The 19950-nt window shown below is 72.5% G+C and carries 19 protein-coding genes and 1 tRNA gene; 12 read left to right on the forward strand and 8 right to left on the reverse strand.

What is annotated here, in order from left to right:
- The first annotated feature begins 258 nt into the window (after positions 1-258).
- The 5 genes from msrB to nagB all read left to right on the forward strand — a co-directional run bounded on the left by msrB (position 259) and on the right by nagB (position 3776).
- Positions 259-660: a peptide-methionine (R)-S-oxide reductase MsrB gene (gene msrB, locus EXU48_RS23305; protein ID WP_133110103.1), complete on the forward strand. Its 402-nt coding sequence runs from the start codon at positions 259-261 to the stop codon at positions 658-660.
- Complete coding sequence (locus EXU48_RS23310) at positions 657-1421, forward strand: endonuclease/exonuclease/phosphatase family protein (protein WP_133110104.1); 765 nt, start codon at positions 657-659, stop codon at positions 1419-1421. The genes msrB and EXU48_RS23310 overlap by 4 nt, the downstream gene beginning before the upstream one ends.
- A 129-nt stretch (positions 1422-1550) precedes the next feature.
- Positions 1551-2417: an EamA family transporter gene (locus tag EXU48_RS23315; RefSeq protein WP_235857231.1), complete on the forward strand. Its 867-nt coding sequence runs from the start codon at positions 1551-1553 to the stop codon at positions 2415-2417.
- Positions 2418-2569: 152 nt separating this feature from the next.
- Positions 2570-2854, forward strand: a complete 285-nt coding sequence (locus EXU48_RS23320) for a GlsB/YeaQ/YmgE family stress response membrane protein (protein WP_133110106.1) — start codon at positions 2570-2572, stop codon at positions 2852-2854.
- A gap of 136 nt (positions 2855-2990) precedes the next feature.
- Positions 2991-3776: a glucosamine-6-phosphate deaminase gene (gene nagB, locus EXU48_RS23325; RefSeq protein ID WP_133110107.1), complete on the forward strand. Its 786-nt coding sequence runs from the start codon at positions 2991-2993 to the stop codon at positions 3774-3776.
- Between the two features lie 96 nt (positions 3777-3872).
- Here nagB and EXU48_RS23330 read toward each other — a convergent pair whose 3' ends face one another.
- From EXU48_RS23330 to EXU48_RS23340, 3 genes are all read right to left on the reverse strand, one after another.
- Entirely contained in the window at positions 3873-4592 is a 720-nt protein-coding gene (locus EXU48_RS23330; protein WP_133110108.1) for a VOC family protein, read from the reverse strand.
- Between the two features lie 84 nt (positions 4593-4676).
- A complete protein-coding gene (locus EXU48_RS23335) occupies positions 4677-5927 on the reverse strand; it encodes a GTP-binding protein (protein ID WP_133110109.1) in 1251 nt (416 codons plus the stop codon).
- Positions 5928-5979: 52 nt separating this feature from the next.
- Positions 5980-7563, reverse strand: a complete 1584-nt coding sequence (locus tag EXU48_RS23340) for a glycoside hydrolase family 3 protein (protein WP_133110110.1) — start codon at positions 7561-7563, stop codon at positions 5980-5982.
- A gap of 142 nt (positions 7564-7705) precedes the next feature.
- On the opposite strand from EXU48_RS23340, the gene EXU48_RS23345 reads away from it, so the two are divergent.
- Positions 7706-8644, forward strand: a complete 939-nt coding sequence (locus EXU48_RS23345; RefSeq protein WP_133110111.1) for a DUF1254 domain-containing protein — start codon at positions 7706-7708, stop codon at positions 8642-8644.
- A 107-nt stretch (positions 8645-8751) separates the two neighbouring features.
- On the opposite strand, the gene EXU48_RS23350 is transcribed toward EXU48_RS23345, so the two are convergent.
- From EXU48_RS23350 to EXU48_RS23370, 5 genes are all read right to left on the reverse strand, one after another.
- The gene (locus EXU48_RS23350; protein WP_133110112.1) at positions 8752-9270 is read right to left on the reverse strand and encodes a hypothetical protein; all 519 of its coding nucleotides are present in this window, start codon (positions 9268-9270) and stop codon (positions 8752-8754) included.
- A gap of 66 nt (positions 9271-9336) precedes the next feature.
- Positions 9337-9409 (reverse strand) — tRNA-Lys (locus EXU48_RS23355).
- Between the two features lie 74 nt (positions 9410-9483).
- Positions 9484-10014: a TM2 domain-containing protein gene (locus tag EXU48_RS23360; RefSeq protein WP_133110113.1), complete on the reverse strand. Its 531-nt coding sequence runs from the start codon at positions 10012-10014 to the stop codon at positions 9484-9486.
- 108 nt (positions 10015-10122) lie between these two features.
- Positions 10123-10956 (reverse strand): transglutaminase-like domain-containing protein, encoded by an 834-nt coding sequence (locus tag EXU48_RS23365; protein ID WP_133110114.1) that lies wholly within the window; start codon positions 10954-10956, stop codon positions 10123-10125.
- 39 nt (positions 10957-10995) lie between these two features.
- On the reverse strand, positions 10996-12384 hold the full coding sequence (locus EXU48_RS23370) for a D-arabinono-1,4-lactone oxidase (protein WP_133110115.1): 1389 nt from the start codon (positions 12382-12384) through the stop codon (positions 10996-10998).
- Between EXU48_RS23370 and EXU48_RS23375 the strand changes: the two genes are divergently transcribed.
- The 6 genes from EXU48_RS23375 (at position 12383) to pstS (ending at position 19887) form a co-directional block, all read left to right on the forward strand.
- Positions 12383-13588 carry an alanine racemase gene (locus EXU48_RS23375; RefSeq protein ID WP_133110116.1) on the forward strand — a complete coding sequence of 402 codons (1206 nt, stop codon included), beginning with the start codon at positions 12383-12385 and terminating at the stop codon, positions 13586-13588. The two genes, EXU48_RS23370 and EXU48_RS23375, sit on opposite strands and share 2 nt — an antisense overlap.
- 87 nt (positions 13589-13675) lie before the next feature.
- Positions 13676-14308: a hypothetical protein gene (locus EXU48_RS23380; RefSeq protein ID WP_328591672.1), complete on the forward strand. Its 633-nt coding sequence runs from the start codon at positions 13676-13678 to the stop codon at positions 14306-14308.
- 7 nt (positions 14309-14315) lie between these two features.
- A complete protein-coding gene (gene mshD / locus EXU48_RS23385) occupies positions 14316-15323 on the forward strand; it encodes a mycothiol synthase (protein WP_133110117.1) in 1008 nt (335 codons plus the stop codon).
- Positions 15320-17527, forward strand: a complete 2208-nt coding sequence (locus tag EXU48_RS23390; RefSeq protein ID WP_133110118.1) for an RNA degradosome polyphosphate kinase — start codon at positions 15320-15322, stop codon at positions 17525-17527. Before mshD ends, EXU48_RS23390 begins: the two co-directional genes overlap by 4 nt.
- A 36-nt stretch (positions 17528-17563) precedes the next feature.
- Positions 17564-18520: an NUDIX hydrolase gene (locus EXU48_RS23395; RefSeq protein WP_133110119.1), complete on the forward strand. Its 957-nt coding sequence runs from the start codon at positions 17564-17566 to the stop codon at positions 18518-18520.
- A gap of 227 nt (positions 18521-18747) precedes the next feature.
- A complete protein-coding gene (pstS, locus tag EXU48_RS23400; RefSeq protein ID WP_133110120.1) occupies positions 18748-19887 on the forward strand; it encodes a phosphate ABC transporter substrate-binding protein PstS in 1140 nt (379 codons plus the stop codon).
- Positions 19888-19950: the final 63 nt, after the last annotated feature.

The raw sequence follows: 19950 nt of genomic DNA on the forward strand, positions 1-19950 counted from the left end.
CCCGCGCCGCCCGCCCCCGCCCGTGCGCCAGCCCCGGCCGGCCCCGCAGCTCCCGCTCGCCGGCCCCCGCGCCGCAGGCGCTCGGGCTGACCTAGTACCTGTCGCGTTGAGATCGCCGATGTGGGGGTCCGATCTCGACACCGCAGGTCCTAGGTCAACGCGGTGACCCGCCGGCGCGGGCTGGCGGGGGAGGGGTGCCCAGGTGCGGGTGAGGTGAAGCACTGTGGTTCGCGGGCGATTCGGGGTGACAATGGCGACATGTACAAGGTGACGAAGTCCGAGGACGAATGGCGCGACGAGCTCAGCCCGCAGGAGTACCAGGTGCTGCGCCAGGCCGGGACCGAGCGCCCCGGCACCGGTGAGCTCCTGAACGAGGAGCGCATCGGCGTCTACCACTGTCGCGCGTGCGGCGCGGAACTCTTCCGCAGCGAGACCAAGTTCGAGGCGCACTGCGGCTGGCCCAGCTTCTACCAGCCGAACGAGTCCGACGCCGTCGAACTCATCGAGGACCGCACCCTCGGCATGGTGCGCACCGAGGTGCGCTGCGCCAACTGCGGCTCCCACCTGGGGCACGTCTTCGACGACGCCCCGCAGACACCCACCGGGGACCGGTTCTGCATGAACTCGGTGTCGCTGACGTTCGAGCCCGCCCAGGGATGACCCCGTTGCGGATCCTGTCCTTCAACATCCAGAGAGGACTGTCCGTCGCGGGTCGCCCCACCGGCGAGACCACGCTCGCGGCCGCGTTCGACGGCGTGAGCGCGGACGTCGTGGCGTTGCAGGAGGTGGACCGCGACCAGCCCCGGTCCGGGCATCTCGACCAGGCCCGCGTGATCGCCACCGCCCTGGGACTGGAGCACGTGCGGTATGCGGCGGTGCTCGGTGGGGACGTCCGGCTCGGCAAACGCGCCTCCGGCAGCCTCGGCGCGCGGACCGGGCCCGGGTATGGCCTGGCGATCCTGTCCCGGTACCCGATCACGGCCTGGTTCGCCCGGCGCCTGCCGCGGGTGCCGGTGGCGCTGCCGGGCTGGAAGAGCGGGCGCCCGATCGCCTGGCACGACGAACCCCGGGGTGCGATGGCTGCGGTGCTGGCGACCCCGGCCGGGCCGGTCGGGCTCTGTAACACCCATCTGTCCCAGGCGGGGCCGATGGCCGCGCTGCAGCTGACCCGGGTGCTCCGCTCGGTCGACTCGCTCCCTGGCGCCCACCTCGTGTGCGGCGACCTCAACCTCAACCATGGCACGGTCGCGCGGGTCGCGCCGGACTACCTTGCCGCCCGGGCCGACACGTTCCCTGCCGACCGTCCCCGCCGCCAGATCGACCACACCCTGGTCCGGGGCGCCCGCATCGTCACGGCCGCCGCCACGCGGCCGCCGATCTCCGACCACCGGGCCCTCGAGGTGACCGTCGACCTCGGCTGAGTCCTCGACCGATCGGGCCACCGGCGCCCACCCGTCCCGGCAATGCGTCCGGGAGGCGGACCGCCGGGCGGGCCCCCCGGGGCGCGCTGGCATCATGGACCGGATGAGCGGGCAGCGATGAGACGAGTGGTGGATCGCACCCCGGCACCGCTGCTGTTCCTGATCGGCGGCTTCTCGCAGTACGTCGGCGCTGCCCTCGCGGTCGGCCTCTACCCGACGATGCCTCCGCACGCGGTCGCCTGGCTGCGCGCGGTCGTCGCCGGCGTCGTCCTCCTGCTCGTGGTGCGCCCGTGGCGCGCCGACTGGACCCGCCGCACGCTCATCCAGACCGGCGTGTTCGGCGTGGTGCTGCTCGGCATGAACATGCTGTTCTACGTCGCGATCGACCACCTCCCGCTCGGCGCCGCCGTGGCTGTGGAGTTCACCGGCCCCGTGGCCGTCGCTGCCTGGGGCGGACGCACCGCACGCTCGCGGATCGCGATCGGCCTGGCCTTGTTCGGGGTGCTGTCGATCAGCCTGATCGGCCTGGACTGGTCGGTGACCGGCTCGACGGCGGAACTCGTCATCGGTCTCGCGGCGGCACTTGCCGCCGGGGTGCTCTGGGCGGCCTACATGGTCATCGGGGGCCGCATCGTGCGGGCCCGGGACGGGCTCTCCTCCCTCGCGGTGGGTCTGGCGATCGGTGCGGTCGCGTTCGCGCCGTTCTCGGCGCCGTTCGCCGGCGCGGTCCTGCGCCCGGAGATCCTCGTGATCGCGATCGCCGTCGGGGTGCTCTCCAGTGTGGTGCCGTACACCCTCGACCAGATCACCCTGAAGCGCCTCGGCACGGCCACGTTCGCGCTCATGAACGCGCTGCTGCCGGTCTCGGCGACCGTGATCGGGGTGATCGCGCTGGCTCAGCTGCCCACGGTCGGTGAGGTGGTCGGGGTGCTCGCGGTGAGCGCTGCGGTGTGGATCTCCGGCAGCGGCAGAAGGCCCACTGTCGAGCCGACCTGACCCTGCCCGACCCTGCCCGAACCTGCCCGAACCTGCCCGAACCGGACCGGCCCGCGACGTGCTTCAACAGGCGCGAGGGGACCGTCTGTGCCACGCTTTCGAGCGCAGCCACCGCTGCGAATGTCTGTTCGAGACTGGATCGAGGTTCAGCAATGGGTGAGATCATCGGTGTCATCGTCTTCGGTGCCGTCATCGGCGTCATCGCACGCCTCGTGCGGCCGGGACCGCAGAAGATCGGCATGCTCTGGACGGTCATCATCGGGATCGCCGGTGCCCTGATCGGTTACCTGATCTCGGGTTGGCTCGGCGTCCAGGACACCGACGGCATCGACTGGATCCGCTGGGTCATCTCCATCGTTGCCGCCGTCATCCTGCTCGGTGTCTACCTGGGGCTGACCGCGAAGAAGGGCACGGGCGGCAGCTCCGTCCGGAAGTGAACGCCCGGCACGGCGCAGGCTCCTGCGGACGTGCCGACCGAGGGTCCGGTGGCCGAACGGCCGCCGGGCCCTCGCCGCGTCCGGCACGGCTGCGGCGCCGGTGGGACGGGGCCCGCGGGTCTGGGAGAGTAGGCCCATGGAGCTGATCATCGCGCCGGACTCCCGGGCCATCGCCACCATCGTCGCCGACGCGATCGGCGCACTGCTGCGCCGCCGGGCCGATGCCGTCCTCGGCGTCGCCACCGGCTCCTCACCGCTGGCGATCTACGACGAACTGGCCGCCCGGCACGCAGCCGGCGAGGTCTCCTTCGCACGGGCGCGGGCGTTCATGCTGGACGAGTACGTGGGCCTGGCCACCGAGCACCCGCAGCGGTACCGGAACGTGATCGAGGCCGAGTTCGCGGGCCGGGTGGACATCGACCCCGCGAACGTGTCCGGCCCCGACGGGCTGGCCGACGACATCCCCGCGGCGTGCGCCGCCTACGAGCAGGCGATCGTCGACGCCGGTGGCGTGGACCTGCAGATCCTCGGGATCGGCACCGACGGGCACATCGCGTTCAACGAGCCCGGCTCCTCGCTCGCCTCCCGGACCCGGATCAAGACCCTCACCATGCAGACCCGCCAGGACAACGCCCGGTTCTTCGACGACGACGTCGACCAAGTGCCCACGCACTGTCTGACCCAGGGCCTGGCCACCATCATGGATGCACGGCACCTGGTGCTCGTGGCCACCGGCCTGAGCAAGGCGGAGGCGGTGCACCACATGGTCGAGGGGAGCGTCAGCGCGATGTGGCCGGCCACCATCCTGCAACACCATCCGCACGTGACCGTGCTCGTGGACGAGGCGGCGGCGTCCCGGCTGCAGCTCGCGGGCTACTTCCGCCAGACCTTCGAGTCGAAGCCGGCCTGGCAGGGCATCTGAACCGTCGGGCAAATCTGGCCGCGGCTCGGATCGGGCCGGGCCGCCGGACGGCTGCCGGCCGTGCGCCCCGCCCGACCGGGACCTGACCGGACCCCGTCAGCCGGGGGCGATGCTGAACCGGTTGCCGTCGGTGTCGGTCAGTTCGACGGCACCAACGGCACCACCGGTGCCGTCGGCATCGTCGACCCGGTGCGCACCCAGGGCGATCAGCCGCTCGACCTCGACGGCGAGGGCGCCGTCGGCCACGACCAGGTCGAAGCGTTGGCGGTGGTTCCACGGCTGGGGCGTCAGCGGCGGACCACCCCAGGCGACCTTCGTGCCGCCGGTCGGCGCCTGGACCGCGGTCTCGGAGTCCCGGTCCCAGACGAGCGGCCACCGCAGGACCTCGGACCAGAACAGCCCGACCTCCCGGGTGCCCTCGCAGGCGATCTCGCCAAGGAAGCCGCAGCCGGCCAGGAACGCGTTGCCGGGCTCGATCACGCACAGCTCGTTGCCCTCGGGATCGGCCAGCACGATGTGTCCCTCCTCCGGCCGCTGGCCCACGTCGAGGTGACGGGCCCCGAGCCCGAGCAGACGGTCGACGGTGCCCTGCTGGTCGGCGGGGTCGTCGCTGGTCAGGTGCAGGTGGATCCGGTTCGGCGCGACCTTCTCGGCCGTGGTGGGCGAGAAGCGCAGGCCGACCTGGGTCTCGGTGCCGGGCAGCAGCGGCCCGCCGCTCTCGTCGAGGACGTCCCGCCCGAGAGCGGCCGCCCAGAAGGCAGCCACCCTGGCGGGCTCGCGGGCATCGAACGTCACGGACCGCAGTCGCAGTGCCATGCACCGCACAGTAGGCGCGACCGGAGCGCCCCGGCCACCGGATTTCAGCAGCTGCCGGCGGCGCCGCGGGGACGGGCCGGGGCGTCAGGCGGTCCCGGACGAGGAGCGGGCACCGAGGAACGGCTCCAGGTCGTCCTCCCGGTCGAGCCAGGCGGCGAGGCCCTCGGCCTGCTCCGCCGGCGTGAGCAGCGACTCGGAGAACGCCTGCGCGACGGCGTCCGCGTGCGGGCCGGCGCCGACCACCAGGAACCGGGTGTGCGGCGGGTGGGCGTTCCAGCGCGAGGCCACCCCGACGCTCAGTTGCCGCCCGGCGCCGAGCACCCCACACACCGAGTCCGGCCGGTTCGGCACCCAGAACCGCCCGCGGACCACCCGCGGCCCGTTGATCAGGGCGTCGATGTGGGTGAGCAGGCGGCTCGGATGCACGGCCACGGGCGAGCGCAGGTCCAGGGTCCACACGCCCGACGGCGCCGGCTCGCCCGAGCGGTCGCCGTCGGGTCCGCCGGTGGCCCCGTCGCTGTCGGGTCCGCCGCCGGCCCGGCGGAGGTCCGCGCCCGGCCCGGGTTCCATGCTCAGCGGGTGCACCCGCCGTTCGGTGGCCAGGGTGGAGTGCGGGTGGCCGAGGACACCGCTGAGCCACGGCTCGTGCGCGTCCTCCCAGCGGGTGCTCTCGGGTGCGCGTAGGGCATCGAGCAGGTCGGAGCCGAGGTGGGCGCCGTGGGTGGCGTGTGTGGCCGGGCTGATCCCGACGCGGGGCGGCGGTGTGGTGCGTGCCGGGGTGGTGAGCAGGACCGCGTCCGCGATCGGCAGCTGGCCGAGCAGCACCTCGCCGACGGCGCGGTGGTCGCCGTGGGTGAGCATCAGGTCACGGTCGGCGAGGTCCTCCTCGCCGAGCAGGTCCGTGGCCAGCGTGTCCGGGTTCACCAGGCTCACGGTGGCGCCGAGCCGGATCCGGCTCAGGGCACCGCCGGGCGCGAGGTGCTGCGCCAGTCCCCGGACGGCCGGCAGCAGCTCGGCGGCGGCGGGCAGCGCGAGGATCATGCCGCCGTAGGACCCGGTCTCCGCGAGCCGGGCCAGCACCGGCACGGCGTCCTCCCGGACGGCGCAGGCAGGGCAGACATGGTCGAGATCCACGAACGTGTCCTCGAGGGCGGCGCCGGCGTGCAGGATCCGGCGGCGGAGGCGGTGGTTCACGAGGTCGTGGACCACGGCGACCACGTCCGGGCGATCCACCAGAGCGACGCCGAGCGCGATCTCACGGTCGATGGGATCGACGCTCGCCAGCACGGTCACGGGTGTCCGCGGTGGCCCCTGCGGCTCGGCACGCTCACTCATGCTACCTAAGGATAGCCTTACCTGAGTGGAGATCAAGACAGGGTGAGCCGGGCTACCCGGGCCCGACGAGCAGGTCGGCCACGGCCCATCCGCTCGCGGCACCGGACCCGAACGTGGTCACCATCCGTGCCGGGCTCATCGCGAGCCGGCCCGGCCAGCCCAGGCGCACGACGACGGCGTCCGGGCGCGCGGCCAGGACCGCGACCACCAGGTCCCGTTCCGCCGGGTGCACATGTGGCTGATCCAGGACGAGGACGAGTTCACCACCGACGGCCGCCGCGACGAGGTCCCCCGGGGCCGTGTCCCCGGCGCGCAGCGTGGTGACCGGGCGCCGCTCCGCGAGTGCGATCCCCACCGGGTCTGGCACGGCGCCCGCGGCCTCGTTACGACCTGCCCGGCCGTCGACGACCACCACGGTCGCACCCGCGGGCAGGCCCACGTCTCCCTGGACGTCGCAGGCACCGCGGGCCACGTCGATGGCGGACCGGTCGGTGATCGGCGCCGGGCCGGCCGCACCGGTCCGGGCCGTGCGCTGCTCCGCGACCCAGGCGCGCAGGGCCGCGATCCGCTCGGCCGCCGCTTCGAGCGACTCGGGGTCGAGGGTCCCGGCGTGCAGGGCCCCGGTGATGGCGCGGTGGGTCTGCGCGTACGTGCGCTCGTCGGGACGGGGGTCGGCGGCGGTGGCCGGGTAGACTCCGGCGTTGCCGAGGCAGAGCAGGTCCACCCCGGCACGCAGCGCGGCCACCGCGCCACCGCCGATCCCGAGGGTCGCGGAGATCGCCCGCATGTCCAGGGCGTCGGAGACGATCACCCCGCCGAAGCCCAGGCCGCGCAGCAGCGCCGTCGCTCGGGGGTTGACCGTGGCCGGCTCGGGACCCAGATGATCGACCACCAGGTGCGCGGTCAGCACCGCCCGTACGCCGGCGTCGATCGCGGCCCGGAACGGCGCCAGGTGGATCTCCTCGAGGTCGGCCACGGACGCCGACATCCGTGCCCCGCCGAGATGGGAGTCCGTCGCGGTGTCCCCGTGCCCGGGGAAGTGTTTCGCGCATGCGGCCGTGCCGGCGCCCTGGAGCCCGCGCACGTAGGCGGCGGTGTGCCGGGCGACGAGGTCCGCCTCGGCGCCGAACGACCGCACGCCGATCACCGGGTTGGCCGGGTTGCTGTTCACGTCGGCGACCGGGGCGAGGTCAACGCCGATGCCCCGCTCGGCCAGCTCGGTGCCGATCCGGGCGGCGACGGCGGCGGTCGCCGCGGGGTCGTCGTGGCGGCCGAGCACGGCGTGGCCCGGCACCGGGGAGCCGGCGCGGGCGTGCAGCCGGGTGACCGAGCCACCCTCCTCGTCGATGCCGACCACGGCGTCCGGACCACCGAGTTCGGCGACCAGACGCGCCGTCTGGTGCGGGTCGCCGTCGTCGATGTTGGTGGCGAACAGCACCGCGCCCGGGGCGCCGGCCTCGCGGGCGCCCAACAACCACTCCGGGGCCGTGGTGCCCGCGAAGCCGGGCCAGAGGACGGCGTGTGCGAGTCGGTCGAGGGCGGGGTCGGTATGCCGCCTCGCGCCGCCGGGGCCACCGGGACGGCGCCGGCGAGCACCGGTCCCGCCTGGGTCTGAGCTGGGCTCAAGCGTGCTCATGGGCTAGACCGTAGTGGTTCCGTCGACGAGACCCGGGACGCGCACTCCATTGCGGTGGTTGATCGGTTCTGGACCGAGCTCATGGCGAGGAATGCGCCGACGTGCCTGTGCAGGGCGGGTGGGCTGTGCGAGTATTCGCGCCATGCCCATCCGCGTGAACGCCGACAACTTCACCCGTGCGGAGACCGATCGGATGTTCCACGACCTGCAGCGGAATGCTGGGGGGATCAACCGCTTCCTCCACAACCGGGAACCGGCCGCAATCGAGAATCAGACGGTGATCCGCCTGAACCGGGACACGCTGTACAGCTTCGCCGTGGTGGACGTTACTCAGGGCGCGACCCTCGAGATTCCCGAGCACGGTGACAGGTACCTGTCGGCGATGGTGGTCAACGAGGACCACTTCGTCACCTCGATCCTCCACGACGCCGGTGTTCACGACCTCCCTGCGGGCCGGTTCGGCACCCCGTACGTCGTGATCGCCGTGCGCATCCTTGTGGATCCCTCGGACTCGGCGGACGTCGCTGCCGTTGCCTCGATCCAGGACGAGATCGCCTTGACCAGCAACGCGGCGACGCCGCTGGCGTACCCGGACTACGACACGACCTCCTTCGACGAGACCCGTGACGCCCTGCTCTCCCTCGCTCGCAACCTCGCTGGGTTCGATCACATGTTCGGTGCCGCGGACGAGGTCGAGCCGGTTCGGCACCTGATCGGCACCGCGGCGGGCTGGGGTGGGTTACCCACCAGCGAAGCCGCCTACATCGGCGTCGATCCGCGACTGCCCATCGGCACCTACGAACTCACGATCGGCGAGGTCCCCGTCGACGGATTCTGGTCGATCTCCGTCTACAACGCGCAGGGCTTCTTCGAACCGAACGACCGGGGCGCCTACACGGTGAACAACATCACCGGTGTCCCGAACGAGGACGGCACGATCACGGTCCGGTTCGGTGACTACCCCGCGGAAGTTCCCAACGCGATCCCGATCACGGAGGGCTGGAACTATCTGGTTCGTCTCTACCGTCCCCGCGCCGAGGTTGTCGACGGTGACTGGCAGTTCCCGACGCTCAGCGACTGACGCCGGACTCCCGAGCGCGGAACAGGCAGGCGAGCGCTGACGCCTGGCGTGACCCGACACCGCAACCGCATGCGCGAGCCGTGCAAGCACCGGATCGGCGCTGGTCATCAGGTCTGACTCGCTGGCGCCGAACCCCACCGCACGACCCGCCGCGCGAGCTTGACCAGGACCGGACCCAGCGGCCGGGGCGGCACGTCGACGTAGCCGCCCGTGGCCAGGCCCGCGTCCCGCTCGAAGAAGCACCGCGAGGCGCGGTCGCCGGTCCGCAGCCACGACCAGCCCATCGACAGCAGGTACAGCGGGATGAACGGCAGCCCGAGGCAGGCCATCCACTGACGGCTGTGCCGTTCCTCGTGCTCGAGCAGGGTGGGGTTCCTGGACGTGAGTCTGTCCAGGTGGTGGCGGGTGATCACCACGTCGCCGACGGTGAACGCGCCGCCGGTGGGAAAGCGCCACCGGTAGTGCTCGGCCAGGTACAGCAGCTGCGGCCCGCGGCGGACCCCCGCGCCGCCGGCCGTGGCGACCCCGAGGCCGAGGGCGGTGGAGAGGTTGACCCAGTTGGCGAGGTGCCGCAGCCGCGTCGACCGGCTCAGCCGGTCCGCCGGCGTGGGATCGAGAGTGTTCATGCGCTGACCGTAGCGGCGCGAGATCGTGACGGCAGCGCCCTGGGGGCGAACGGGTGCGGTGGTCGGTGGGCCCCGTGGGGCTCGAACCCACAACCTACGGATTAAAAGTCCGCAGCTCTACCGATTGAGCTAGAGGCCCGCGAGCGGCACGTCGGCCCGTGCTCGCCGGGCGAGTCTACTCGGCGGTGCGGGTGGCCTGGTTGCCGCGCTCGTCTACCAGGGCTGCCGGTAGCCCGACGCCCGGAAGTTCTGCTCCCGGATGATGCCGGGCATCATGAAGGCGTCGATGATCCACCACACGAACCAGGCGAAGAGCGCGAACCAGCCGATGACGATCCAGGCGGTGGCCACCCCGAGGACGTACAGCAGGACCTGGCCGACGCCGGGGCCGACGCGCCCCAGGTAGAAGTTGTGGACGCCGAGCCAGCCGAGGAAGAACCAGAGCAGGTACGCGGCGGTGGTGTCCTTCTGCGGTGGTGCGAGCGGACCGTATGCGCCGTACGCACCCGGCGGCGGCCCGTACGCCCGAGGCTGGCCGTACGCACTCTGCTGCCCGGACGTCCCCGCGACCTGGCCGTAGGGAGCGCCCGGCCCGGACCCGTTCTGCCCATAGGCATGTGGCACGACGTTCTGCCCGTACGCCTCGCCGCCCGGGACCGCGGGACCACCGCTGTTCCAGTGCTGCGGGTCGCTCGGCCCGTAGGGGTCCTGCGGCGGCTGGCCGTACTGGTTGTTGTAGGACATGTCGATCCTCGTGCCGGTCCCGCCGGCCGATGCCGGGTGGTGTGGCCCCAACTCTAGGACCGACGCCGCCCGTCCGAGCCTGATTCCCTGGGCAGTCCTGCCCCGGTGTCAGGGCAGCCGGACGGCGGTGCCGGGCCGATCCCGCGGCAGCTCGCCGTCGACCGTGGCCATGACCCGCTGCGGCCCCATCCGCAGGCCACCGCCGTAGCTGGACAGGAACGCGGTGTCGGCAGCGTCGCGCCCGGTGGCGATGCGCACCAGGGACTCCCGCGGAGCCAGTCCGGTGGCGTCCACGACATGCCAGTGCCCGGCCACCCACGCCTCGGCGACCGCGTGGAAGTCCATCGGGCTCAGCCCCGGCGCGTACACGGCGGCCAGCCTCGCCGGGGTGTCCATCGCGCGCAGCAGCGCCACCACCAGGTGCGCGTAGTCGCGGCAGACGCCCTGGCCGAGCAGCATGGTGGAGACGGCGCCGTCGGTCACCCGGCTCGACCCGGGCACGTAGAACAGGCGCTCGCGCACCCAGGTGGCGACGGCGTCGAGCAGCCCGAGGCCGTCCAGCCCGCGGAACTCCCGCCGCGCCGTCGGCAGCAGTTCGTCCGACTCCGCGTAGCGGCTCGGGCGCAGGTAGGTCAGCAGGTCGGACGTGCTCGGCGCCGGTGCGAGCTCGAGGGCGGTGTTCGGGTCGCCGTCGATCGTGGCGCGGTACCGGATCCGCACCTGGCCACCTCGGGCTCTGCCGGCGTCGAACTCGACCAGGTGCATCAGCCCGTGGTGCGGGGCGCCGATCTCGACGGGCTCGACCGGGGTGCCGTCGGAGGTGATGGTCAGCTCGTCGGTGACCTCGAGGCCGGGTGGCCGGGCCACGGCGATCATCAGGGCCACCTGGGTCGCGCCCTCGCCGGTGCTGAAGTCGAGGTCGGCGCTCACGGACCGGCGCATGCGGCACCTCCCACGGTCGACGAGGCGGACCCGGCGATGCTATCTCCCGGCCGGCCCGAGCACCGTGTCGGTGTAGTCGTTGGCGAACAGCCCGCCCGGGTCGACGGCGTCCCGCACGTCGAGGAAATCGGCGAACCTCGGGTAGAGCGGGGCGAGATCCACCGCCCTGCGGCGGTGGATCTTGCCCCAGTGCGGCCGCCCGCCATGGGCCACCATGATGTCCTCGACGGCGCGGAAGTACCGCTCGTGGGCCAGCGCCACGAACTGGTGGACTGCGATGTACCCGCTCGCCCGCCGGTAGGCCGTGGAGAGCCACACGTCGTCCGCCGCGGCGAACCGGACCTCCACGGGGAACGGCACGTTCTCGCCGGTCCGGCGCACCCAGGCGTCCACCTCCCGCAGTGCCGGCCCCACGGCGTCGGCGGGCAGGGCGTACTCCATCTCCTTGAACACCACCCGGCGCGGCGACGTGAACACCGCCGCCGACGGCGCCGTGTAGGTGCGGGCAGTCAGCAGCCGGGAGGCCACCCGGTTCACCGTGGGCGTGAGTGCCGGCAACCTCGCGGTGAGTGCGTTCGTGGCGCGGAACGCGCCGTTGGAGAGCACCTCGTCCTCGAGGATCCGTCGCCACGTGGGCAGCGGCGCCCCGCCGTCGCCCGGCGTGACGCGGTTGTTCGCCTTCGTCAACGCGACATCGGTGTACGGGAACCAGTAGAACTCGAAGTGCTCGTTCGTGACCACCGGGCCGTCCGGCTCCGGCAGTGCCTCCAGGATCTCCCCGAGCGGCATCGGCGTCTCCACCGCGCGCAGCCCGAACGCCGGCACGCACCGCATCGTGATCGCGGTGAGCAGCCCGACGGTGCCGAGCCCGAGCCGGGCCGCCTCGAACAGCGCCGGACGCTCGGTCGCACTGGCGGTGACCACCTGGCCGTCGGCGGTGATCAGCCGCACGGCGCGGACCTGGGCGGCGAACCCGGTGAACGCGGCCCCGGTGCCGTGGGTGCCGGTCGAGATCGCCCCGGCCAGGGTCTGGGCGTCGATGTCGCCCATGTTCTCCAGTGCCAGCCCCCGCCGGGCCAGGTCCTCGCAGAGCGCGGACAGGCGGATTCCGGCTCCGACGCGGACCTCGGTGGACCCGTCCGGCTGTGCGGGTCCCACCCACTCCACCGCGGCGAGGTGGTCCACGCTGACCATGGTGCCATCGGTGACCACGGCCGGAGTGAACGAGTGGCCGGCACCGACCGCGCGGACCCGGCCGCCGGCAGCGGCCGCGGCTCGGACCAGGGCAGCGGCCTCGTCCTCGGTCGCTGGGCGCGCGAACCGGGCCGGCTCGGCCAGGGCGGTCCCGGCCCAGTTGCGCCAGGTTGTGGGTGCGGTCACCGGGACATCATCGCGCGCACTTGCGTGCAGACGTGACAATGGGGGCATGAGTCGATCCGGGGCCGTCGGCCGGCCCGCGCCCTGGCGTGACGCGACCCGAACCCTGAGAGCACCGCTCGCGGTGGTGGACCTGGACACCTTCGACATCAATGCCCGGGACCTGATCGCCCGCGCCGGCGGCACCCCGGTGCGGCTGGCGACGAAGTCCGTGCGGGTGCGCCACCTCGTGCACCGGGCCCTGGACGTGCACGGCTTCGACGGCGTGATGGCGTACTCGCTCGCCGAGGCGCTCTGGCTCGCCGAGGACGGCCTCACCGACGTCCTGGTCGGCTACCCGAGCGTGGACACCGCGGCCCTGGTGGCGCTCGCGTCGAACCCGGCGGCCCGGGAGGCGATCACGCTGATGGTCGACGACGTCGCCCAGGTCGCGCTGATCGAGCGGGCCCTGATCCGGGCCGGCTCCCCGGGTGGGCCGGCCGTGCGGGTGTGCATCGACGTGGACGCCTCGCTGCGGATCCCGCCGTTGGGGGTGCACCTGGGCGTGCGCCGCTCACCGCTGCGGACCCCGGCCCAGGCGGTCGAGTTCGCGCGGGCGGTGGAGCGCACCGGGCGGGTCCGGGTGTGCGGGGTGATGTTCTACGACGCGCAGGTGGCCGGCCTCGGGGAGACCGGCCTGCGCGGTGTGGGGGTCCGGCTGGTCAAGCGGGCCTCGCTGCGCGAGCTCGCCGGCCGGCGGCCCGCCGTGGTGACCGCGCTGGAGGAGCACCTGGGCCGGGAACTGTTCGTCAACGCCGGCGGCAGCGGTTCGGTCCACCAGGTCAGTGCCGACCCGACCGTGACCGAGGTGACCGCCGGTTCCGGCCTGTTCTGCCCGACCCTCTTCGACGGCTACTCTGGCTTCACCGCCCGCCCGGCCGCGTTCTTCGGTCTGGACGTGGCCCGGCGCCCGGCGCCCCGGATCGCGACCGCGTTCGGCGGCGGGTACGTGGCCTCCGGCCCGCCCGGAGCGGACCGGCTGCCCCGGCCCGTCGACGGCTCCGCGCTGCTGGGCGCCGAGGGTGCCGGTGAGGTGCAGACCCCGCTGCGGTACCGGCGCGGGCACCGGGTCCCGGCCGTCGGCACCCGGGTCTGGTTCCGGCACGCGAAGGCCGGGGAGCTGATGGAGCGGTTCGACGCCGTGCACCTGGTGCGGGGCGAACGTGTGCGGGAGACGGTGCCCACGTATCGTGGTGAGGGCCGCAATTTCGGGTGAACCTCGCACGGGCCGGCCCGGAATGCGCGCGCGGGACCCGGCGTTGTCGAGGCCGGCCCCCGATCGTCGTCCACAGAGGAGCACTGTTTGAGCACGCACCGTTTCCGCCGCCCCGCGATGTTGAGCCCGCAGGAGGCAGAGCAGATCGTCGGGGATGTCGATCCGGCGGTCCGGTCCGAACTCGCCCACACGACGGCGGGGGCACTCGTGCTCGGTGGCCGCCGCGGAGCCGAGGACCCCGACCTGGTGCAGCGACTGATCACCCTGGTGGACACCGAGGGCCTGGACACGGTCGCCTCGATGTGGTCGCAGAGCCCGGCCGACACCCTGCCGGGCGCGCTCTGGCGCCTCTACCTGCTGCGCGAGTGGACCCGGCGGGACCCGCACACCATCGCCGAGCGCTACCACCTCGGCCTGCACCGGGCCGAGGTGGCCGGCGTGGTCGCGGGGGTGGCCACGCCGCCCGGTCCGGACCAGATCCGCGAGCTCGCCGACGCGGTGCTCTCCGGGGTGTTCCGCGGGGATCTGGACATCACCCTCGACCGCGCGGCCGCGTTCCTGCGGGTGCTCGCGACCGGGTCGGCCATGGACGCGGACTGGGTCGAGCTCAGCGACCGCGACCGGGCCACCCGGCTCACCCGCAACGCCGGATCGCTCCTGGACACCGCCGCCGAGCTGGAGAGCGCCGCCGCCCTGTGGCGGGCCGGGCGGCTGGACTGATGGGCTGATGGACATCGAGCGGATGCCGTCGCTGACCGGTGCCGACGTCGCTGCCGTGCGCGACCTGGCCGACCGGGTCGCGGCCGCGGACGGCGAGGCCGCGTTCGACGAGCAGACGCTGCTGAACCTGGTCGGGGAGCGGCCGGTGGCGCACCTGGTCGTCCGGGACGCCGGGCCGGGGCACGACGGCGGTGGGTCGGCCGCGCCGACCGCCGCGCCGGTCGCGGGGCCCGACGGCGGGGGGTCGGCTCCGGCCGACGGGTCGCCGCTCGCGGTGGTCGGCTACGCCCAGATCGCCGACTCCTCGGCCGAGCTCGCCGTGGACCCGGCGGCCCGCCGCCGGGGGATCGGAGGCGCCCTGCTGGACGCGGTCCTGGCCGACGCTCCGGACGCACACGTCTGGGCGCACGGCGACCTGCCCCCCGCGCGGGCGCTCGCGGCCCTCCGGGGGCTGCGGGTCGTGCGTGACCTGTGGGTCATGACCGCCCCCGCGCCGGCGCAGGAACGGACCGACCCGACAGGACCGGCCGGGCCGGTCGACGGCGTGCGTGTGCGCACCTTCGAACCCGGCCGCGACGAGGAGGCCTGGCTGAGCGTGAATGCCCGTGCGTTCGCCGACCACCCCGAGCAGGGCCGGACGACGCGAGCGGACCTGGACGCGCGGATGGCCCAGCCGTGGTTCGACCCGTCCGTGTTCTGGCTCGCCGAGGACGTGAACACCGGCCGAGTTCTCGGCTCGATGTGGGTGAAGATCTCCGAGGCCGTCGGCGAGATCTACGTGCTCGGCGTGGACCCGGCGGCGCAGGGCCGTGGGATCGGCGGGCTGCTCACCGCCCATGCCATGGCGGCGTTCGCAGCCCGGGACCTGAGCGCTCTCGAGCTGTACGTGGAGGGCGAGAACGCCCCCGCGATCGCCGTGTACGAGCGGGCCGGATTCCGCCGCGCCCGGGCGCATGTCCAGTACGCGGGTTCCGGTTCACACCGACCGCCGGTAGGTGTCACGATGGGCTCATGAGCGAGCAGGTGGACAGTCTGGAAGGCGTCAACTCGATCACCCTCGACGTGGACGCGTTCAACGAGGCCGAGCCCCACGAACTGCCCGAGGACCGGTTCGCCGATCGGGAGCTGAGTTGGCTGGCGTTCAACGAGCGGGTTCTCGAGCTCGCCGAGGACGAGGGGATGTACCTGCTCGAACGGGTCCAGTTCCTGTCCATCTTCGCCTCCAACCTCGACGAGTTCTTCATGGTCCGGGTGGCCGGCCTGAAGCGTCGTATCGCCACCGGCATGGCCGTGCCGGGCGCGTCCGGGCTGCTGCCGCGGCAGGTGCTGGACGCCATCTCCGTCAAGGCCCACGAACTCACCACCCGGCACGCCGCGGTCTTCACCGACCTGGTGCAGCCGGCGCTCGCGGACGAGGGCATCACCCTGGTCCACTTCGACCAGCTCCACGAGACGGAGAAGGAACGGCTGCACAAGTACTTCCGGAAGATGATCTTCCCGGTGCTCACGCCGCTCGCCGTGGACCCGGCGCACCCGTTCCCGTACATCTCCGGGCTCTCCCTGAACCTGGCCGTGATCGTGCGCAACCCGAGCACCGGCAAGGAGCACTTCGCCCGGGTGAAGGTGCCGCCGCTCCTGCCCCGGTTCATCGCCGTGGACACGACTGGCCGGCCCGTGCGTCCGGAGGACGCCGCCGACAGTTCCGAGATCGCGTCCTTCGTGCCGATCGAGGACGTCATCGCCTCGTTCCTGTACTACCTGTTCCCGGGCATGGAGGTGGTGGAGCACCACATCTTCCGGGTCACCCGCAACGAGGACCTCGAGGTGGAGGAGGACGACGCCGAGAACCTCCTGAAGGCTCTCGAGAAGGAGCTCCTGCGGCGCCGGTTCGGCCCCCCGGTGCGGCTCGAGCTCGCCTCCGGGTTCACGGACCGGCTCCGCGAGATGCTGATCCGCGAGCTCGACATCGGCGAGGCCGACGTCTACGAACTTCCGTCGCCGCTGGACCTGACCGGCCTCGGCGTGCTCACCGACCTCGACCGGCCCGAGCTGAAGTACCCCCGGTTCGTGGCGGCCACCGCGCGCGGTCTGGCCGAGGTGGAGAGCGCCAACCCGACCGACTTCTTCGCGGCGATCCGCAACCACGACATCCTCCTGCACCATCCCTACGACTCGTTCTCCACGAGCGTCCAGCAGTTCCTCGCCCAGGCGGCCGCGGACCCCAACGTGCTCGCCATCAAGCAGACCCTGTACCGCACCTCGGGTGACTCCCCGATTATCGACGCCCTGATCGACGCCGCCGAGGCCGGCAAGCAGGTGCTCGCGATCGTGGAGATCAAGGCCCGCTTCGACGAACAGGCGAACATCACCTGGGCCCGCAAGCTGGAGCAGGCCGGGGTGCACGTGGTCTACGGCATCGTTGGCCTGAAGACGCACTGCAAGCTGTCCCTGGTGGTCCGCCAGGAGGCGGACGGGCTGCGCCGGTACTGCCACGTCGGCACCGGGAACTACAACCCGAAGACGGCCCGGCTGTACGAGGACCACGGCCTCCTGACCTGCAACTCCGAGGTGGGCCAGGACCTCACCCGGCTGTTCAACCAGCTCTCCGGGTACGCCCCGAAGTCCCGCTTCCACCGGCTCCTGGTGGCGCCCCGGTCGATCAGGGCCGGGCTCGTGGAACGGATCGAGCGGGAGATCGAGAACAAGCGGGCCGGGCGTGAGGCCTGGGTGAAGTTCAAGATGAACTCAGTCGTCGACGAGGAGACCATCGACGCCCTCTACCGGGCGTCCCAGGCCGGCGTGCAGGTGGACGTCATCGTCCGCGGCATCTGTGCCATCAAGCCCGGGATCCCGGGCCTCAGCGAGAACATCCGGGTGCGGTCGATCCTGGGCCGGTTCCTGGAGCACTCCCGGATCTACGCGTTCGCCCGCGACGGCGACCCCGAGGTCTACATCGGCAGCGCCGACCTCATGCACCGCAACCTGGACCGGCGCGTCGAGGTGCTGATCCGGGTGATCGACCCCGACCACGTCGCCGAGCTCGTGGGCCTCATCGACACCTCCGCGGCGGACAGCACCGCGACCTGGCACCTGGCCCCGGACGGCGAGGGCCGGCACGTGTGGACCCGGCACCACCTCGATGCCGACGGGAACCGGAAGCTCGACCTGCAGGAGTCCCTCATGTCGGCGCACCGACGCCGCGCGAGCGTGGATCGCTGACGCGTGGGGGGCTCGACTGGGCCGAAGCTGCCGGTGGTGCAGGCAGCCGGTGCCCTGGTCTGGCGGACGGCCGGGCGACGGCTCGAGGTGCTGCTGATCCACCGGCCCCGTTATGACGACTGGTCGTGGCCCAAGGGCAAGCTCGACGGCGATGGCGAGTCCCTGCCGATGTGCGCCGTGCGGGAGGTCAAGGAGGAGACCGGCATCTCGGTGGTGCTCGGCGTTCCGCTGCCGTCGGTGAGGTACCGGCTCACCGACGGACGCGTGAAGGTCTGCACCTACTGGGCTGCGACGCCGGCACCGCAGGAGTGTCCCGCGATCGCCCCGAGGGGCAGGATCAAGGACGCCTCCAAGCACGAGGTCGACGAGTCCCGCTGGGTGGAGGCCCGGGCGGCGCGCAAGCTCCTGACCCGCTCCGACGACGTCGAGCCGCTCGAGGCCCTGCTCGACCTGTGGGACGACGGACTGCTGGACACCTGGACGGTGATCGTGGCCCGGCACGGGCGGGCTCGGAGCCGCTCGTCGTGGAAGGGCGGCGAGCCGACGCGTCCGCTCACCCCGGTCGGCGCGAAGCAGGCAGGCGCGATGGTGCCGATCCTTGCCGCGTACGGCGTGGAGGAGGTCCTCTCCTCGCCCTGGGAGAGGTGCGTGGCCACCATGGGGCCCTACCTGGACGCGAGTGGCCTTGACCTGATCACGGCGCCGCAGCTGACCGAGACCGCGGCGACGAAGAACAAGCCGGCCGTGCGGTCGTTCGTTGGTGACCTCCTCGGCGCGCGACGCCGCCCGACCGTGGTGTGCACCCATCGTCCGGTCCTGCCGGTCGTCCTCACCGCGATCTCGGCGCGGAGCCCGTACCGGCTCTCCAAGGCACTGCCGGACCGGGACCCGTACCTGCGCACCGCGGAACTTCTGGTGATCCACATGGCCCGGCGGGCCACGGGCAAGGCCCGGCTCGTCGCCCTCGAGCGGCAGCGTGGCCCCGAGGCCTAGGAGGTGCTTCACGGTTCAACCAGTTTCCAAGCAGGGCCCAAGGGCGGGTCGAGCACGGCGTCGTCGTGGCGAACGTCACGTCCATCGTTGTGGCTCGTTCACCTGCTGTTCACCTGAATCGGGACGGGCATACACCCACGCTCCCTACCGTCAGGCGTGGCTGCGGCACGCTGGGGAATCGACCGGGCGCGCAGTTCCGACCTAGCCAACAGAAACGGGATTCGAACGTGAAGCTTGCATCTAGCCGCCGCCTGGCGGGCATCACCGCGATCAGCGCGCTCGCGCTCACCCTCGCCGCCTGCGGCGGGGGCGACGGCGACGACACGTCCACCGACGGCGACACCGGTGGCGACAACGGCGGCGCCAGCGCCGACCTCTCCGGCTCCATCGCCGGCTCCGGCGCCAGCTCCCAGGAGAACGCGGTTGGCGGGTGGATCGCCGGCTTCACCGAGGCGAACCCGGACGTCACGGTGACCTACGACCCGACCGGGTCGGGCACCGGGCGCGAGCAGTTCCTCAACGGCACCGTGCTGTTCGCAGGTTCGGACGCCGCGATGGACGAGGAGGAGCTCGCCTCGGGTGTGGAGCGCTGCTTCGGCGGCGAGGTCATCGAGCTGCCGCTGTACATCAGCCCGATCGCCGTCATCTACAACCTGCCGAGCGTGGACGCCGAGCACATCAACATGGACGCGGCCACGATCGCCGGCGTGTTCGCCGGAGAGATCACGAACTGGAACGACCCGGCCATCGCCGACGCGAACCCCGACGTCGAGCTGCCCGACCTGCCGATCGTCCCGGTGAACCGCTCCGACGAGTCCGGCACCACCGAGAACTTCACGGAGTACCTCACGGCCGCCGCGGGCGACGTGTGGACCCACGGTCCCGTCGAGACCTGGCCGATCTCCGGCACCCAGTCCGGTGCGCAGACCTCCGGCATGATCGACGTCGTCTCCGGCGCCGAGGGCACCATCGGCTACGCCGACGCCTCCCGCGCCGGCGACTTGGGCACCGTCGCCGTCGGCGTCGGTGAGGAGTTCGTGCCGTTCTCCCCGGAGGCCGCCGCGAAGATCATCGACGTGTCCCCGGCCACCGCCGACGCGACCGACCTGCGTCTGACGATCGACCTGGCCCGCGACACCACCGAGGCCGGGACCTACCCGATCGTGCTGGTCTCGTACTCGATCGCCTGCTCGGTCTACGACAACGAGGCGGACGCCGCGAACGTGGCCGGCTACCTCAACTACGTGGCCAGCCCCGAGGGCCAGGACCGCGCCGCGCAGCCGGACGTCGCCGGTTCCGCGCCGATCTCGGACGACCTGCGCGAGCGGGTCATCGCGGCCCTCGACCAGATCACGGTCGCCGGCTGATCCAGCCGAACACCTCAGGCGGGTCGGTGTCTCAGTACGCTGAGCACCGACTCGCCTGACGCA

The sequence above is a fragment of the Occultella glacieicola genome, from assembly GCF_004353825.1.
GTDB classification, from domain to species: Bacteria; Actinomycetota; Actinomycetes; order Actinomycetales; family Beutenbergiaceae; genus Occultella; species Occultella glacieicola.

Bases quoted from the DNA above. Each gene is read 5' to 3' on its own strand.
- msrB (WP_133110103.1), top strand. From the start codon at position 259: ATGTACAAGGTGACGAAGTCCGAGGACGAATGGCGCGACGAGCTCAGC.
- EXU48_RS23310 (WP_133110104.1), top strand. From the start codon at position 657: ATGACCCCGTTGCGGATCCTGTCCTTCAACATCCAGAGAGGACTGTCC.
- EXU48_RS23320 (WP_133110106.1), top strand. From the start codon at position 2,570: ATGGGTGAGATCATCGGTGTCATCGTCTTCGGTGCCGTCATCGGCGTC.
- nagB (WP_133110107.1), top strand. From the start codon at position 2,991: ATGGAGCTGATCATCGCGCCGGACTCCCGGGCCATCGCCACCATCGTC.
- EXU48_RS23330 (WP_133110108.1), bottom strand. From the start codon at position 4,592: ATGGCACTGCGACTGCGGTCCGTGACGTTCGATGCCCGCGAGCCCGCC.
- EXU48_RS23335 (WP_133110109.1), bottom strand. From the start codon at position 5,927: ATGAGTGAGCGTGCCGAGCCGCAGGGGCCACCGCGGACACCCGTGACC.
- EXU48_RS23340 (WP_133110110.1), bottom strand. From the start codon at position 7,563: ATGAGCACGCTTGAGCCCAGCTCAGACCCAGGCGGGACCGGTGCTCGC.
- EXU48_RS23345 (WP_133110111.1), top strand. From the start codon at position 7,706: ATGCCCATCCGCGTGAACGCCGACAACTTCACCCGTGCGGAGACCGAT.
- EXU48_RS23350 (WP_133110112.1), bottom strand. From the start codon at position 9,270: ATGAACACTCTCGATCCCACGCCGGCGGACCGGCTGAGCCGGTCGACG.
- EXU48_RS23360 (WP_133110113.1), bottom strand. From the start codon at position 10,014: ATGTCCTACAACAACCAGTACGGCCAGCCGCCGCAGGACCCCTACGGG.
- EXU48_RS23365 (WP_133110114.1), bottom strand. From the start codon at position 10,956: ATGCGCCGGTCCGTGAGCGCCGACCTCGACTTCAGCACCGGCGAGGGC.
- EXU48_RS23375 (WP_133110116.1), top strand. From the start codon at position 12,383: ATGAGTCGATCCGGGGCCGTCGGCCGGCCCGCGCCCTGGCGTGACGCG.
- EXU48_RS23370 (WP_133110115.1), bottom strand. From the start codon at position 12,384: ATGCCCCCATTGTCACGTCTGCACGCAAGTGCGCGCGATGATGTCCCG.
- mshD (WP_133110117.1), top strand. From the start codon at position 14,316: ATGGACATCGAGCGGATGCCGTCGCTGACCGGTGCCGACGTCGCTGCC.
- EXU48_RS23390 (WP_133110118.1), top strand. From the start codon at position 15,320: ATGAGCGAGCAGGTGGACAGTCTGGAAGGCGTCAACTCGATCACCCTC.